The 14,560-nt window shown below is 72.3% G+C and carries 11 protein-coding genes; 3 read left to right on the top strand and 8 right to left on the bottom strand.

Going from position 1 to position 14,560, the window contains the following annotated elements; translation table 11 throughout:
• Complete coding sequence (locus F8279_RS07900) at nucleotides 1–1,050, bottom strand: LacI family DNA-binding transcriptional regulator (protein WP_225853188.1); 1,050 nt, start codon at nucleotides 1,048–1,050, stop codon at nucleotides 1–3.
• A gap of 400 nt (nucleotides 1,051–1,450) precedes the next feature.
• On the opposite strand from F8279_RS07900, the gene F8279_RS07895 reads away from it, so the two are divergent.
• Complete coding sequence (locus tag F8279_RS07895) at nucleotides 1,451–2,710, top strand: MFS transporter (protein WP_151499513.1); 1,260 nt, start codon at nucleotides 1,451–1,453, stop codon at nucleotides 2,708–2,710.
• A 58-nt stretch (nucleotides 2,711–2,768) separates the two neighbouring features.
• Here F8279_RS07895 and F8279_RS07890 read toward each other — a convergent pair whose 3' ends face one another.
• The 7 genes from F8279_RS07890 to F8279_RS07860 are packed head-to-tail and all read right to left on the bottom strand — an operon-like array spanning nucleotide 2,769 to nucleotide 11,512.
• A complete protein-coding gene (locus F8279_RS07890) occupies nucleotides 2,769–4,049 on the bottom strand; it encodes a HAMP domain-containing sensor histidine kinase (protein ID WP_225853187.1) in 1,281 nt (426 codons plus the stop codon).
• Nucleotides 4,049–4,720 carry a response regulator transcription factor gene (locus F8279_RS07885; protein ID WP_151499511.1) on the bottom strand — a complete coding sequence of 224 codons (672 nt, stop codon included), beginning with the start codon at nucleotides 4,718–4,720 and terminating at the stop codon, nucleotides 4,049–4,051. The genes F8279_RS07890 and F8279_RS07885 overlap by 1 nt, the downstream gene beginning before the upstream one ends.
• 52 nt (nucleotides 4,721–4,772) lie before the next feature.
• The gene (locus F8279_RS07880) at nucleotides 4,773–6,041 is read right to left on the bottom strand and encodes a cation:proton antiporter (RefSeq protein WP_151499510.1); all 1,269 of its coding nucleotides are present in this window, start codon (nucleotides 6,039–6,041) and stop codon (nucleotides 4,773–4,775) included.
• Nucleotides 6,038–7,372, bottom strand: a complete 1,335-nt coding sequence (locus F8279_RS07875) for a cytochrome P450 (protein ID WP_225853186.1) — start codon at nucleotides 7,370–7,372, stop codon at nucleotides 6,038–6,040. Before F8279_RS07875 ends, F8279_RS07880 begins: the two co-directional genes overlap by 4 nt.
• The gene (locus tag F8279_RS07870; RefSeq protein ID WP_151499508.1) at nucleotides 7,369–8,445 is read right to left on the bottom strand and encodes an alpha-hydroxy acid oxidase; all 1,077 of its coding nucleotides are present in this window, start codon (nucleotides 8,443–8,445) and stop codon (nucleotides 7,369–7,371) included. The genes F8279_RS07875 and F8279_RS07870 overlap by 4 nt, the downstream gene beginning before the upstream one ends.
• 1 nt (nucleotide 8,446) lies before the next feature.
• On the bottom strand, nucleotides 8,447–10,012 hold the full coding sequence (locus tag F8279_RS07865; protein ID WP_151499507.1) for an NAD(P)-binding domain-containing protein: 1,566 nt from the start codon (nucleotides 10,010–10,012) through the stop codon (nucleotides 8,447–8,449).
• A gap of 12 nt (nucleotides 10,013–10,024) precedes the next feature.
• Nucleotides 10,025–11,512, bottom strand: coding sequence for an aromatic amino acid ammonia-lyase (locus F8279_RS07860; protein WP_151499506.1), 1,488 nt, complete (start codon nucleotides 11,510–11,512; stop codon nucleotides 10,025–10,027).
• Between the two features lie 63 nt (nucleotides 11,513–11,575).
• Between F8279_RS07860 and F8279_RS07855 the strand changes: the two genes are divergently transcribed.
• Nucleotides 11,576–13,120 (top strand): NAD(P)-binding domain-containing protein, encoded by a 1,545-nt coding sequence (locus tag F8279_RS07855; RefSeq protein WP_151499505.1) that lies wholly within the window; start codon nucleotides 11,576–11,578, stop codon nucleotides 13,118–13,120.
• Nucleotides 13,110–14,543: a class I adenylate-forming enzyme family protein gene (locus F8279_RS07850; protein WP_151499504.1), complete on the top strand. Its 1,434-nt coding sequence runs from the start codon at nucleotides 13,110–13,112 to the stop codon at nucleotides 14,541–14,543. Before F8279_RS07855 ends, F8279_RS07850 begins: the two co-directional genes overlap by 11 nt.
• Nucleotides 14,544–14,560 lie beyond the last annotated feature (17 nt).

Below are 14,560 nucleotides of genomic sequence, written 5' to 3'. Positions count from 1 at the left end.
TCAGCGGGGCGGTGGCGCAGTGCTGTCCCGGACCACCAGCTCGGCCGGCAGCACGTGGTGCTGCGGCACATGCGCGACGCCGGCCCGCGCATCGGCGATCGCCCTGGTGAGAGCGGTGGCCGCGGCCTTGCCCTTGGCTTCGACGTCCTGGTGGACCGTGGTGAGGGCGGGGCGCAGCTGGGCGGCCAGCGGATTGTCGTCGAAGCCGACGACTGACAGATCCCGGGGTACGTCGATGCCGAGGTCGACCGCCGCCCGCAGGACACCGTGCGCGGTCGCGTCGGAGAAGCACAGGACGGCGGTGGGCCGGTCCGGCCGATCCAGCAACAGACGGGCTGCGGCCCGCGGCTCCTCGGGGTTCGCGCCCGGCTGGCGGGCCACGAGCGGAGTGATCCCCGCTTCGCCCAGCACGTCGCACCATCCGAGCAGCCGCTGCTTGGCGGCGTATCCGTCGATCGTCACGTCCGCCGGGTCGATCAGGCCGTGCGGCGGGTGCATGCCGGACATGAGCAGGCCGATTCGGCGGTGGCCCAGGTCGAGCAGGTGCCGGGCGGCGGCCCGGGCGCCGTGCCGGTCCGCCACGTTGATCGTCGTAACGGTCTCCAGTGGTTCCTGGTCGACGTACACCAGCGGCAGCCGGCGGCGGGTCAGGTAGTCGACCGCCGCCGAGGTCGGGTCGCAGGAGTAGATGAGCGCGCCGTCGATGGCGACGTCCCGGGCGGGGATGATGTCCCCGGAGTCCGCGGAGGTCAACAGCGTGAGGGCCAGCCCGGTCGGGGCCAGCCGTTCGGCGATGGCTCCGAAGAAGCTGGTGGCGACGAGGTCGGTGAACGCGAATCGCAGCGAGGACGTGAGCACGATGCCGACCGCGCCGGTGGTGCCCCGGGCGAGGGCACGGGCCGCCGGATCGGGGCCCACGTAACCCAGATCGTGCGCGGCGGCCAGGATCTCCCGCCGCAGGCCGGTGGAGAGCTGGTCGGGCTTGGAGAACGCGTTGGAGACGGTCATCCGACTGACGCCCACGCGGTCGGCGATGGTCTGCAGTGTCACCCGCCGCCCCACGTCGCCACCCCCCGGAGGAGTCCACCGGCCGGCTGGCACCGGCGATCCCAGGCTACCAGCGGCGGGAACGGGCGGCGGAGAGCAGACCAGCAGCCCTGTGCAGCGCTCGGGCCAAGCGGTGACGGCCCGGCCGCGGATGCGGCCGGCACGGGGCGCCGGGACGGGCGGCGGCCTGCTCGTGAGCCACCAGGCGGACCGACAGGACGAGAGCGACGGGAAATTCCACGACATCCTCCAGGTGACCGCGTCGGCGCGCTTCTCTATATCGGTACAGTAGGGCACACTGTACCGGTACAGGAACCCCATGACGGAGAGAAGCCGGCGCTTCGACCCCGCCCGCCGCCTTCGGGGCGGGATCCCCCGAGTCCGCTGGACAGAAGGAGCCGCCATGAGTGACGCCCCCGCCCTCGGCACCGACCAGATCGCCCGGCTCCGCCTTGCGACCACCATGTTCTTCGGCATCGGCGGGTTCCTGTTCGCGGGCTGGACAGTCCGGATTCCCGCCATCAAGGAACAGGTGCACGCGTCGGCCGGAGAACTGGGGCTCGCGCTGCTCGGCATCTCCGGGGCCGCGGTCCTCACCATGATGGTGACCGGGCGGCTGTGCCGGCGCTGGGGCAGCCGGCAGGTGACGATCGCCGCCGCCGCGTTGCTCTGCCTGGCCGTGGTGCCGCCCACCCTGACCCGGTCGCCGCTCGCCCTCGGCCTCACCCTGGTTCTCTTCGGAATCGGCTACGGCGCCATCGACGTCGCGGTCAACAGCGTCGCGGTCGACCTCATCGCCGTGGTGAAGCGGCCGATCATGTCCGGCCTGCACGCGGCGAACAGCATCGGCAGCCTGACCGGCGCCGGTCTGGGAGCGGTGCTGGCGCTGTGGCTCAGCCCGCTCACCCATATGCTGGTGGCCCTGCCGCTCGGCCTCGTGGCGACGTTCTGGTCGGCCGGACTGCTGATGTCGGCGCCGTTGCCCACGGCCCGGCAGCCGGAGATGTCGGCCGTCGCCGACAACGGCCGCGGGCGTGACCTCAGGTTCGTCGTGGTGATCGCCTCCGCGGCGGCACTCTGTGCGGCCTACAGCCAGGGCGCCCTGGACAACTGGGTTCCCCTGCACATCGAGACCGACCTCGACGGAAACTCAGCGGTCGCGGCCGCCGGATACGCCACGGTGGCCGGAACCCTCACCATCGGACGGATGGCCGGAGTACGTCTGATCGAGCGCTTCGGTCACTCCCTGGTAGTCGTCGGCGGCGGAGCCGCGGCGGCCGTCGGCGCACTGGTGATGGCGTTGTCCCCGGTGCTGTGGCTGGTCTTCGCCGGCCTGGTCGTCACCGGACTGGGGTTGTCCAACATCTTTCCGTCGGCCCTTGCGCTGGCCGGGGCGAAGGGAGGCCCGGACGGCATCGCCCTGGCGTCCACGCTCGGCTACGCCGGCATCCTGATGGCGCCCCCGACGATCGGCTTCCTGGCCGACGGCTTCGGGCTGCCGCGCGCGCTCACCCTCATCGCGGCCACTCTGCTGACGGCGGGGGCGCTGAGCTTCGTGGTCCGCCACCACATCGACGGCGCCGGCCGAGCCGACGTCGCCAGGCAGGACGACGGCGCCGGGCAGACCGACGACCGGCCCGTCGCCGGTCCGGCGGTGCGCTGACCAGGACCGCCGGGCCCGGTTTCACCGACGACAGCGGCAACGGTCCAGCGGCCCGCGCTCACGTACCCGCTCCGAGTTGCCGCATCCGACGGTGCCCGATCCACGCCGCCCTGCCCGTCAGGCCCGGCGACCGTGTCATGGGAAGGCGCACCGTGAAGCGGGCTCCCCGCCCGGTCCGGCCCTCGGCCTCGATCGTGCCGTGGTGACTCGTCACGACCTCCTGGAGCAGGGCCAGTCCCAGGCCGTAGCGGCGGTCACCGGCGCCCGCGCCGCGGTGGAACCGGTCGAAGATCCGCCGGGCGTCCGCCTGATCGAAGCCCTTCCCGGTGTCGGCGATGACGATCTCGGCGACGTTCTCGACGGCCCGGAGCGTCACGTCGATCCGGCCGCCCGCGGGGGTGTGGGCCAGGGCGTTCGCGAGCAGTTCGCCGACGACCCGGCGCAGGGCCGACTCGACACCCGGCACCGGCAGCGGGGCGGCGGGGGTGTCCAGGGTGAGGGTGACCTGGCGCTCGGCGGCGCGTTCGGCCTCGGCGGCGAGCGTCGCGCCGATCAGCGAGGTGAGGTCGACCGGCGGGTCCGGTTCCCGGTCGGCGGGAGCGGCGGCGAGACGGGCCGAGAGCAGCAGATCGTCGACGATCTCACCCAGCCGGCGGGTCGTGCCGACCAGTCGGTCCAGGTCATCCAGGTTCGTGGCGGCGCCGTCGTGGCGCGCCCGCCGCGCGATCAGCTGGGCCCGGGTGTGCACCTGGGCGATCGGGGTCCGCAGTTCGTGGCTGGCGTCCGCGACGAAGCGGCGCTGCCGGGTCAGGGCCTCCGCGAGTGGTGCGACGGCTCGACGTCCGACGACCATGCCGGTCAGCACGGCGGCGAGCAGCCCGACCACCGCCGCGAGGCTGAACGCGAGCAGGAGGTGCCGGCGGTCGGACAGCTGGAAACGGGCGTCGAACACCGCCTGGACCACACCGTCGCCGCGGGCCTCGGTGCGTACGTGGTAGGTCGTGCCGTTACGCGTGACAGTGGTGATCTCGGTGGCCCCGGTGGCCGCCACTGTGGCCAGCGCGTCGTGCAACGGGAAGCCCGGTGGTGGCGGGTTCGCGCCGGTGTGCACGGTGGCGCCCTCGTACTCGAAGATCCAGCTGCAGGCGGGCGGGCCGGCGATGGTGCCGTGTTCGGTGCCCCACGCCAGCTCGCGCTGGATCTGCGCGTCCTGGCCCCGGACCAGGACCGCGTAGGAGATGCCGCCCGCCAGCAACAGCAGGGCGCCGATGGTGAGGCCGACGAACAGGCCGATCCGGAGTCGGGTCCGCCGTACGATCGCCTGCTCGACCGCCTCCATCAGAGCGTTCCGAGGCGGTAGCCGAGGCCGTGCACGGTGCGTACCGCCGCACGGCCGAGCTTGCGCCGCAGGTAGTAGACGTAGGTGTCCACTATCGACGCCGCCGCGGCCTCCTCGAAGACCTTGCGGCGCAGCACCGCGCGTGGATGTACGGTGCTCGGCCGGGCCGCCAGCACGCGCAGCAGCTCGAACTCGCGGGTGGACAGGGCCACGCGGGTGCCGTCGGGCAGCACCGCTTCCCGTGGCCCCAGGTCGAGCAGACCGGCGCCGATGCGCAGCACGTCGGTCGACTCGGGCTTACGCCGGCACAGCGCCCGCACCCGTGCGCTCAGTTCGTCGAGGTCGAAGGGCTTGACCAGGTAGTCGTCGGCGCCCGCGTCCAGCCCGGCGATCCGGTCGTCGACGGTGCCGAGCGCGGTGAGCATCAGGGTCCGGGACGGGACCGCCCGGGCGCGCAGCCGGGCGACCAGGTCGAGGCCGTCGAGCGCCGGCAGCATCCGGTCGATGACCATCACGTCGTACGAGCGGGTCAGCCCGAGATGCAGCCCGCGCTGGCCGTCGAAGGCCCGGTCGACCAGGTAGCCTTCATGACCCAGCGTCTCGGTGAGCATCTCGGTCAGATCCGCGTCGTCCTCGACCAGCAGCAGCCGGTTCGATCTTCCGCCCCGCATATGTTAACGATCCCATAGATGAAGACCGATGGAAGCATCGGTATTTGCATCTTCAACTATCTGAAACCGCCAGCGCGGGCGTGCGGACGTCGTCGGGCCGTTGCGCCTCCCGGCGCTCGATCCAGCTCAGCGCCGGCGTCGTCATCAGCGTGGTGACCAGCGCGACCAGCACCAGCACGGTGAACAGGGACGGGTTCACGATGCCCGCCTCCAGTCCCACGTTCAGCGCGATGAGCTGCATCAGGCCGCGGGCGTTCATCAGCGCGCCGACCCGCAGCGCCACACCCGGCGGCTCGCCGCGGAGCCTCGCCGCCGCCCAGCAGGCACCGAACTTGCCGGCGATCGCCACCGCCACACAGGCCAGCGCGAACAGCAGCACCGGCAGGGAACCGAGCAGCCCGAACTCCGTGCGCAGACCCGAGTAGGTGAAGAACAACGGCAGGAACAGCGTCGCGGCGACCGGGGTGAGCGTGTCCACGACCCGGTCGGTGTTGTCGGTGCGGGGCATCACCACGCCGACCGCGAACGCGCCGAAGACCGCGTACAGCCCGATCTCGTCGGTGTACCAGGCGACCAGGAACAGCAGGGCGACGGTGCCGAGCAGCCGGGCGCGGTCGTTGAGTGCGCGGTGGGTCATCAGCGCGGAGGTGACCGTACGCCCGCCGAGCCAGAGCAGCAGTCCGAACAGGACCGCTCCACCGGCGGTGACGAGGGCGGGACCGGCCTCGCCGGAGGCGAAGGCCAGGACGGCCGCCAGCATGATCCAGGCGGCCATGTCGTCGATCGCGCCGCTGGCCAGGGAGAGGGTGCCGTGCCGGGTGCCGGCGTGCCCGTGTTCGGTGATGATCCGGGCCAGCATCGGGAACGCGGTGATGGCCAGCGCGACGCCGACGAACGCGGCCGAGACCCCGAGTGACGTCCCGTCGGCCCGGATCGGCACCGCGCCCGCCGTCACCAGGACGAGCAGCACACCCAGCACGAGCGGCGCGGTGACCCCGGCCAGTGAGATCACGCCGGCGGTGCCGGCGAGCCCGGTGACCCGGTGGGCGCTGAACGCGTACCCGGCCTGGAACATGAACAGCACCAGGCCGACCTGACCCACCACGTAGAGGACCGGCAGCAGCGGGGCCGGGAACAGGGCGTTCTGCACGTCCGGCAGGAGGAGCCCGAGCAGCGACGGGCCCAGCAGGACGCCGGCGAGCATCTCGCTGACCACGGCGGGCTGGCCCGCCTTGCCGAGCAGCCAGGCGACCCCCTTGCAGAAGATCAGGATCACTGTGACAGCGATGAAGAATCGCGGCGCCAGCTCCGTTGGTGTCATCGGACAGCCCTCTCGAAGTAGTCGGTGCACAACCGCTGCCGGCGGGCGTCGATCACCATCCAGGTGCCGAACACCAGTTGCCGGACGCTGCGGCCCACGTCGGCCCACCGGTCCCGCGACCGCATCGCGGCCAGCCGCAGCCGCCCCGGGCCGGTGCACCCGGCCGGAGTCAGATACGCCGGGCCCCGGCTGGGCAGCGAGCGGGTGTGTGAGGCCGAGGAGGTCAGGACGTACCGGCGCAGCACCTCGCGGGTCGCGGCGCGCATCATCACCGGCGCGACGCCGCGGGCCGGGCAGGCCCGGTTCGCAGTGACCCCGTACGGGATGAAGTGCGCGTCGCCACGCTTGAGCGTCAGCCACCGGTCCGGATCGAACCGGTCGTCGCCGGCGGCTCCGCCGCGGTGGAACGCCAGGTAGTTGAAGAGCAGTACGGTTCCGGCCGGCAGGGACACGCCGGTGGGCAGCGTGATCGGCGCCGACGTGATCCGGTGCGCCACGCCGAAGAGCGGATGCACCCGCAGCGTCTCGTCGATCACCCGGTCCAGCGCCTCGTCGTCGTCGAGTCCCCGCTGGAGCGCGGGACGTGTGGCGAGGGCGAGCAGCACGTGCGCCATCGCCTCGGACATCTGCACCACGGCGGTGTTGAAGAAGGCGCCCTGGAGATACCAGGCCGTCTCCCGGGTGGTGAACGGCGGCGGCAGCGTCACCGGGCAGGTCCCCGCCTCGATCCGGTCGTGCAGATACCCGGTCAGCCGGTCGCGCCGCCGCATGTGCCGCAGGCCGGTGCACTTGAGCCCGTTGACCACGTCGTCGGCGTTGGCGACGATCAACGCCCGGGCATCAGGGGGGCACGTCTCGCCGAAGACGAGTTCGTAGTAGACCTCGGCCCAGACCGGCATCATCAGATCGCGCAGCCGGACGTGGCTGGTCCGGCCGGCCGGTAACCGGTCGAGCACCCGCCGGGTGGCGGCGGTCGCGAGGTCGTCGCAGCGCCCACGCCGTACCGCGAGCACCCGCCGGGTGGTGGCGGCCACGGTCCGGTAGCGCTCCCCCGGCTCCAGATGCTCCTGGTGCATGTGCGGTCCGGGGGCCAGCCAGTACCAGAACAGGTCCGACAACCCGGCTCCCCGGCTGCGCCCGTCCGCCGCCGGATCGGAGTACACCCGCTCGAAGTGCTCCATGCCGACGGTGGGGCCCGGCACCGGTACGCCCTCGACGCCGTTGACCTTGATGAACACCCACTCGCGCAGCCGGACCACGGTGCGGGGAAGCCAGTGCGGGACGGTCCACGCGATCCCCGCCAGGACCAGCAGGACGATCAGGACGCTCATCCGCATGCCACCGTGGCGACCAGGTCACCGCGCAGGTCGGCCGGGCCGGTGACGCCGGCCAGCGCCAGCGCCCGGTCGAGGTCGGCGTGCAGCAGGTCGAGCACGTGGCGTACCCCGGCGGCGCCGCCCACCGCGAGCCCCCACAGCACCGGGCGGCCGACCAGCACCGCGCTCGCGCCGAGCGCCAGCGCCACCAGGACGTCGGTTCCCCGGCGGACGCCGCCGTCGAGCAGCACCGGCAGCCGCCCGCCGACGGCCTCGACGACGGCCGGCAACGCGTCCAGGGTGGCGAGCGCCCCGTCGAGCTGCCGGCCGCCGTGGTTGGAGACCAGCAGACCGTCGAGACCGTACGAGACGGCCAGCGCCGCGTCCGCGGGATGCAGCACCCCCTTCAGCAGGATCGGCAGCCTGGTGACCTCACGCAGCCAGGTGATCCGGGCCCAGTCCAGCCCGGCGTCCATCCCGATGTCGCGCACCCGGCCGCTCGCGTCGCGCATGTTCTCGCAGACCATCCCGGGCGGCAGGTCGGCGAAGCCGTGCCGCAGATCGCGTTCCCGCCGGCCGAACACGGGCGAGTCGACGGTGACGACAAGAGCCGAGCAGCCGGCCGCCTCCGCCCGCCGTACCACCGATGCGGTGAAGTCGAGGTCCGCCTGCGGGTAGAGCTGGAACCACAGCGGCCCGCCGGCGGCGGCGATCTGCTCGACCGGCCGGGTGGCCGCCATGCTGACCACCATGATCGTGCCCGCCTCGGCGGCGGCGCGTGCGGTGGCCAACTCGCCCTCGGGGTGGGCCAGCCGGTGGAACGCGGTCGGCGCGATCAGCACCGGCATCGAGATCCGCGTGCCGAGCAGCGAGATCCGCAGGTCGCGCCGGCCCGCGCCGCGCAGGACGCGGGGCACCAGGTAGCGCCGGGCGAACGCCGCCTCGTTGGCGCGGACGGTGCGTTCCTCACCGGCCCCACCGGTGAAGAAGTCCCAGTGCACCGGGTCCAGGCGGCCCCGCGCGTCGGCGGCCAGCTCGGCCAGGTTCAGCGCCGGGCCGTCCAGCGCGGTGCCGTCCAGCGGACGCATCTCAGCCCTCGACGCCACTCAGGCAGCGGTCGACGAACGCGACCAGCGGGACGACGTGGGTCTCCGGCCGATCCCACCGGTTCTCCAGGTTCTCCGCCAGGTGGTGGGTGGCGACGACCCGGCCCGCCCGGTGGTGGCGGACGACCGGATGCAGGTAGGCGGCGTCGTGGGCCTGACCGGGGACGTCCTGGGCGACCCGGCTGACGGTGACGTCGAACGGATCCACCTGATCGTGCTCGGGGCCGTACTCGAGGGTGACGACGAAGGCGTCCGTGTAGTCGTGGTCAGCGGTACGCAGGCCGGTGCCGGTGAAGTACTCGACCGGCACCTCGTCGTGGTAGCGCGCGTCGGAGCCCGCCACCGTGACCACGTCGGCGAGGAAGCCGAACTGCTGCCACAGGGCGGAGGTGCGGTTGACCCGCGCGACGACGGCGTCGGTGATCAGCGCCGGGGTGGCGTCGAGCTTCTCCGCCGGCCACGGCGTGTCCCCGTACCGTCGCTCCAGGATCCGGTGCAGCGCCCGGACGGCGTACCGGAAGCCGTGGATGAACCCGCTCGTCGAGCGTTTGAAGTCCCGTTCCTGGCTGATCGTGCCGGCGAAGTAGAGGCCGGGTACGTTCACCGACTCCCACTCCGGGGTCTGCGCCGGGAAGCGGTCCCGGATCGCCAGTTGCGGACGGCAGGTGTCGTCGAAGATGGACGCGTCGAAGGCGAACCCGGTGCAGGCGAGCACCCGGTCGTACCGCAGTTCCTTGACCACCTCGTCGGCGCGGGTGAACGAGAACGTCACGGTGAAACCGGCGCCGTCGCGCTCGATGCGTCTGACGTCGCCGTCCAGGATCGCGTTCGCCGACTTCAGCTGGTAGGTGTCGAGGAAGTTGTTGTTCACCGCGCGCAGGTGCCCCACGTAGTGCGTACGCCAGGCCATCCGAACCGAACTCGGCCCGGCCAGGTGGATCAGCTCGGTGGTCTCCATCAGGTTGTCCGCGGTCTCGAACGCGGAGTTCCCCTTGCCGATGATCAGCACCTTCTGGTCGAGGTAGTCGCGCGGGTCGACGGACATCTCCGCGTACTGTTCGGCGAGTTCCAGCCCCGGGACCTCCGGCCGGTACGGCTTGGAGACGCCGGTGGCGACGATCAGCCGGTGCGCCCGGAAGACCTCCTCCCCCGCCTGGACCTCGAACAGTCCGTCGACCTTGCGGACCGACGTCACCCGGGAGTCGTACCGGACCCGCGCCCCCGTCTTCGCGGCGAAGTCCGCCAGGTAGCGGACCATCACGTCGGCGTCGGGAAAGTACCGCTCCGTGTAGCCGGTGAACCGCAGCGCCGGGTCGTCGCTGAGCAGTGAGTTCCAGTCCAGCCGCAGGTTCAGCTCCGGGTCGTCCGAGCCGGTGTGCGGCTTGTTGATGGAGATCAGTTGCCGGTGGCGGGGAAAGGTGGCGAAGAACGCCCCCGGGATGTCCGCCTGTTCCAGGACCAGATAGTCGCGCTTGCCGTCGGCCTCCAGCAGAGCCGCGAGTTGCAGGCCCGCCGGCCCGGCCCCGACGATCAGGTAGTCAAGCGTCATGTGCGCCCACTCTCAGGAGAAAGAAACGGAGAAATCCGCGATCACGTCGGCCGCGCGGCGCACGTCACCGTCAAGCGGCCGGTCCGGGTCGACCGGCGGTACGGCCGCGGCCACCGCGGCGAGCGCCCCGGCGCAGCCGGACGCGGTCGGCGTACGCGCACCCACGTACGCCGCCTGGCGCAGCCCCAGCGCGAGCGACCCGACGACGAGATGCAGCAGCCGGGCCTGGTCCAGCGCCCGCAGCGCGGCCTGGGTGCCGAGCGGGACGACGTCCTGGTTGTGCAGGTTGGTCGGCACGCTCTGCATGCTCGCGGGCATGGTGTCCCGGCGGATCTCGGTGACCAGCGCGGTCGCCGCCAGTTGCACGCCCTGGAGCCCGTGCTGCTGTCCCGGGCCGGCGGCCAGCATCGGCGGCAGGCCGCCGTTGCGGTTCGGGTCGACGAGCAGATCCAGTTGCCGTTCGGCGAGGTTGCCGACCTGCGCCACGACCATCGACAGCACGTCGGCGGCGAACGCGGCCGGCTGCCCGAAGAAGTTGCCGCCGTGCACCACGAGGTCGTCGTCGGGGAAGAACAGCGGGTTGTCGGTGACGCTCGCGAGGTCGGCCGCCACCACGGCGTCGACGTGGCGCAGGGCGTCCTCGGCCGCGCCGAGCAGTTGCGGCGTGCAGCGGATGCTGTACGGCTCCTGCAGCGGACGCCCGCCCGACGCGACGAGTCCGTCGCTGATCCTCCGCATCCGCGCGCCCACGTCGATCGCGCCCGGATGGCCGTACGCGGCCAGCAGCCGGGCGTCGAGGAACTGCGTGTCGCTGCCGAGCAGATCGGCGAGCAGGCAGGTGAGCACCTGGACCGCCCGGTGGCCGGCGCGGGCCGCGTGCAGCGCCAGCGCTGTCGCCGCTGTGGTCAGGGATGTGCCGTTGACCAGGGCGAGGGCGTCGCGGCCGTCCAGTGGCAGCGGTTCGAGCCCGGCCAGCTTCAGCGCCTCGGCCGCGGGCATCCGTACCCCGTCCAGGTAGGCGTGGCCGCGACCCCGTAACGCCTGGGCTGCCGCGCCGAGCGGAATCAGGTCACCGCTGGCGCCGACCGAGCCCAGCCGGGGCATCGCGGGGACGAAGGTGGTCGCGAGCACCGCCGCGAGGGCGTCGATCACGTGCGGGGACACGCCCGACGCGCCGCGGGCCAGTGAACCGGCCCGCAGCAGCAGCGTCGCGCGGACCACCTCCGGGTCGAGGTCCGGGCCCTGACCGGCGCCGAGGTGGGCGAGCGTGTTGTCGGCCTGGTCGCGCAGGTCGGCGCGGCCCGCGTACCCGACGAGGGCGCCGAAGCCGGTGGTGGCGCCGTACACCGCGCGGTCGCCGCCGAGCACCGCGGACAGGAACGTACGGGCGGCCGTGACCCGGTCGCGGACCTGCGGTCCGACCACGACTTTGATCGGGTCACGGGCGGCGCGGAGATCCGCGATCCGCAGTGGGACATCGAGGTCCACCTCTGTCGTCATGCGATCGGACCCTAGAGACGAATTCTCAGAACGCTCTGAGATCGAGTCGCTACGTTGCGGCGCATGACGCTCGACTATCTGATCATCGGAGCCGGACCGGCCGGGTTGCAGCTCGCTCACCTGCTCGAGCGCGACGGCCGCGACCATCTGGTCCTGGAGGCCGGCCCGACGCCGGGCACGTTCTTCACCACCTATCCCCGGCACCGGCAACTCATCTCGATCAACAAGGTCTGGACCGGCTCCGACGACCCGGAGTTCAACCTGCGCGCGGACTGGAACTCACTGCTCACCGACGATCCGGCGCTGCTGTTCAAGAACTACAGCCGGCGCTACTTCCCGGACGCCGCGGACCTGGTGCGCTACCTCGCGGACTTCGCCCGCGGCCTGCGGGTCAGGTACGACACCCGGGTCACCCGGGTCGCGCGCGACGGCGACCTGTTCACCGTCCACGCCGGCGACGACACCCTCACCGCCCGCCGCGTCGTCGTCGCCACCGGCGTGTCCCAGCTGTACGTCCCGCCGATCGACGGCGCCGAACTCGCCGAACGGTACGACACCGTCAGCGTCGACCCGGACGACTTCACCGACCAGCGCGTCCTCATCATCGGCAAGGGCAACTCCACCTTCGAGACCGCTGACGCGCTCGTCGAGACCGCAGCCGTCATCCACGTCGCCGGCCCGCACTCGGTCAAGCTGGCGTGGCAGTCGCACTACGTCGGGCACCTGCGTGCGGTGAACAACAACTTCCTCGACACGTACCAGCTCAAGTCGCAGAACGCGGTCCTCGACGGCACCGTGGAACGGATCGCCCGGCGCGACGACGGCGGCTACCGGATCGACTTCCGGTACGCCCGCACGGTCGAGGCGATCCGGCAGATCGACTACGACCGGGTGATCCTCTGCACCGGATTCCGGTTCGACGCGAGCATCTTCGACCCGTCCGCCCGGCCCCGGCTCGTCATCAACGACCGCTTCCCCGAGCAGACCTCGGCGTACGAGTCGGTGAACGTCCCCGGCCTGTACTTCGCCGGCACCCTCACCCAGCAGCGCGACTTCAAGCGCTCGACCAACGGGTTCATCCACGGCTTCCGGTACGGCGTGCGGGCCCTGCACCGGATCCTCGACGCCCGCCACCACGACACGCCCTGGCCGGCCACGCCACTGGAGGTCACGCCGGAGGCGATCACCGACGCGATCATCGCCCGGATCAACCGCACCTCGGCGCTGTGGCAGCAGTTCGCCGTCCTCGGCGATGTCGTCGTCGTCTCCGGCGACACCGCGCGATACCACGAGGAGGTGCCGGTCGCGTACCTGCACGACGGCGGCCTTGGCCCGGAACCGTTCGCGTTCGTGGTCACCCTGGAGTACGGGCCGGACCACGACCAGGTCGACCCGTTCGACATCACGGTGCCGCGGATCGCCGAGAACGACGCCGCGCACGCGCACGACGCCAGCTACCTGCACCCGGTCGTCCGGGTGCACCGCGGCGGCCGGGTCGTCGCGGTGCACCACCTCGCGGAGAACCTGGAGAACCACTGGAACCTGCCGGACGTCCACCACCAGCCGCTCGTGCTCTTCGTCAAGGGCGTCCTCTCCGATGCCGGCTGAGGTCTGGCCCCAGCCCGTGCTGGACCTGCTCGCCGCCGGCGACGACCGGCCGGTCTTCGAGGAGGGCGACCGGACCGTCACCACCGCCCAGCTGTACCGGATGGTCCGTCGCATCACCGCCGGCCTCCGTGCCGCCGGCGTCGGCGTCGGGGTCGGGGTGGCCCTGCGGCTCGGCGTCACCGCGGAGGCGTTCGCGACGATCATCGCGGCGTTCGCGGTCGGCGCCCGGGTCTCCGGGATCCGCCCCGACCTGAGCCCGGCGCACCGCGCCTGGCAGCTCGGCGGCACCACGCTGCTGGTCGACGACGCGCGGGCGGCCGAGCTGGCGCGGACCCCCGACGACGGAAGGCCGCTGATCGCCGCCGGACGCCCGGACGACGTCGCCCGGATCATCTGGACCAGCGGCAGCACCGGCAGCCCGAAGGGCTGCGCGCAGACGTACGCGGCGATGAGCGCGGCCTGGGCGCCGTACCCGGATCGCTGGCCGCCGGCGGTCGCGGACCTCGCCACCCGGCTCCAGCGCTATCTCGTCTTCGGTTCGCTCAGCAGCCAGGTGATGCTGGAGTACGGCATCCTCACCCTGGCCGCCGGTGGCACCCTGGTCGCGGCCCGGCCCCCCGGTTTCCCGGGAATGATCGCCCGGCACCGGGCGACCGCGAGCGTGATCACCGTGGGCAAGCTGAACCAGCTCGTGCGGGACCAGCGCACCGATCCGGCCGACCTGAGCAGCCTGCGGGCCCTGCTGGTCTCCGGCTCCCCGCTCCCACCGGGCCGGCTCGCCGAGGCGCTCGACGTGCTCGGCCCCGTCGTCTTCCACGGCTACGGCCAGACCGAGACCGGCATGATCACAATGGTGACGCCGGCGGAGATGCTGGCGTCCCCGGCCGCGCTCGCCTCGGTCGGCCGGCCTCCCCCGGTGACCACGCTGTCCATCCGGGACGCCGACGGCCGTCCCGCCTCCGAGGGGGAACTGTTCGTCCGGACACCGGCGCAGTCGGCCGCCTACTGGAACGATCCGGTCGAGACCGCCGAGGTGTTCGTGGACGGCTGGGTCCGCACCCGCGACCTGGCCCGGCTGGACGGCGACGGCTACCTGCACCTGCTCGGCCGGATCCGGGACGTCGTCATCGTGCAGGCCAACCTGGTGTACGCCGGCCCGATCGAGCGGATCCTCGCCGCGGACCCCACTGTCGCCGAGGCGTACGTCGTCGGCCGTCCCGACGACGTGACCGGGGAGGCGGTGCACGCGTACGTGGTGCCGGCCGCCGGTTGCGTGCCGGACGCCGGGCGGCTGCGCGCGCTGGTGGCGGAGGCGCTGGGCGAGGCGTCGGTCCCGCAGAGCATCCAGCCGATCGAGCGGGTTCCGGTGGCGCCGAGCGGTAAGCCGGACAAGCGTGCCCTGGCCTACATGACGATCAGGTGAGCCGCCGGATCCTCGCG

The organism is Micromonospora sp. AMSO1212t, from assembly GCF_008868145.1.
GTDB lineage: Bacteria > Actinomycetota > Actinomycetes > Mycobacteriales > Micromonosporaceae > Micromonospora > Micromonospora tulbaghiae.
This window is presented reverse-complemented; position numbering and strand designations above follow the sequence as displayed.

Bases quoted from the DNA above. Each gene is read 5' to 3' on its own strand.
- F8279_RS07855 (WP_151499505.1), top strand. From the start codon at position 11,576: ATGACGCTCGACTATCTGATCATCGGAGCCGGACCGGCCGGGTTGCAG.
- F8279_RS07860 (WP_151499506.1), bottom strand. From the start codon at position 11,512: ATGACGACAGAGGTGGACCTCGATGTCCCACTGCGGATCGCGGATCTC.
- F8279_RS07880 (WP_151499510.1), bottom strand. From the start codon at position 6,041: ATGACACCAACGGAGCTGGCGCCGCGATTCTTCATCGCTGTCACAGTG.
- F8279_RS07850 (WP_151499504.1), top strand. From the start codon at position 13,110: ATGCCGGCTGAGGTCTGGCCCCAGCCCGTGCTGGACCTGCTCGCCGCC.
- F8279_RS07890 (WP_225853187.1), bottom strand. From the start codon at position 4,049: ATGGAGGCGGTCGAGCAGGCGATCGTACGGCGGACCCGACTCCGGATC.
- F8279_RS07895 (WP_151499513.1), top strand. From the start codon at position 1,451: ATGAGTGACGCCCCCGCCCTCGGCACCGACCAGATCGCCCGGCTCCGC.
- F8279_RS07865 (WP_151499507.1), bottom strand. From the start codon at position 10,012: ATGACGCTTGACTACCTGATCGTCGGGGCCGGGCCGGCGGGCCTGCAA.
- F8279_RS07885 (WP_151499511.1), bottom strand. From the start codon at position 4,720: ATGCGGGGCGGAAGATCGAACCGGCTGCTGCTGGTCGAGGACGACGCG.
- F8279_RS07870 (WP_151499508.1), bottom strand. From the start codon at position 8,445: ATGCGTCCGCTGGACGGCACCGCGCTGGACGGCCCGGCGCTGAACCTG.
- F8279_RS07875 (WP_225853186.1), bottom strand. From the start codon at position 7,372: ATGAGCGTCCTGATCGTCCTGCTGGTCCTGGCGGGGATCGCGTGGACC.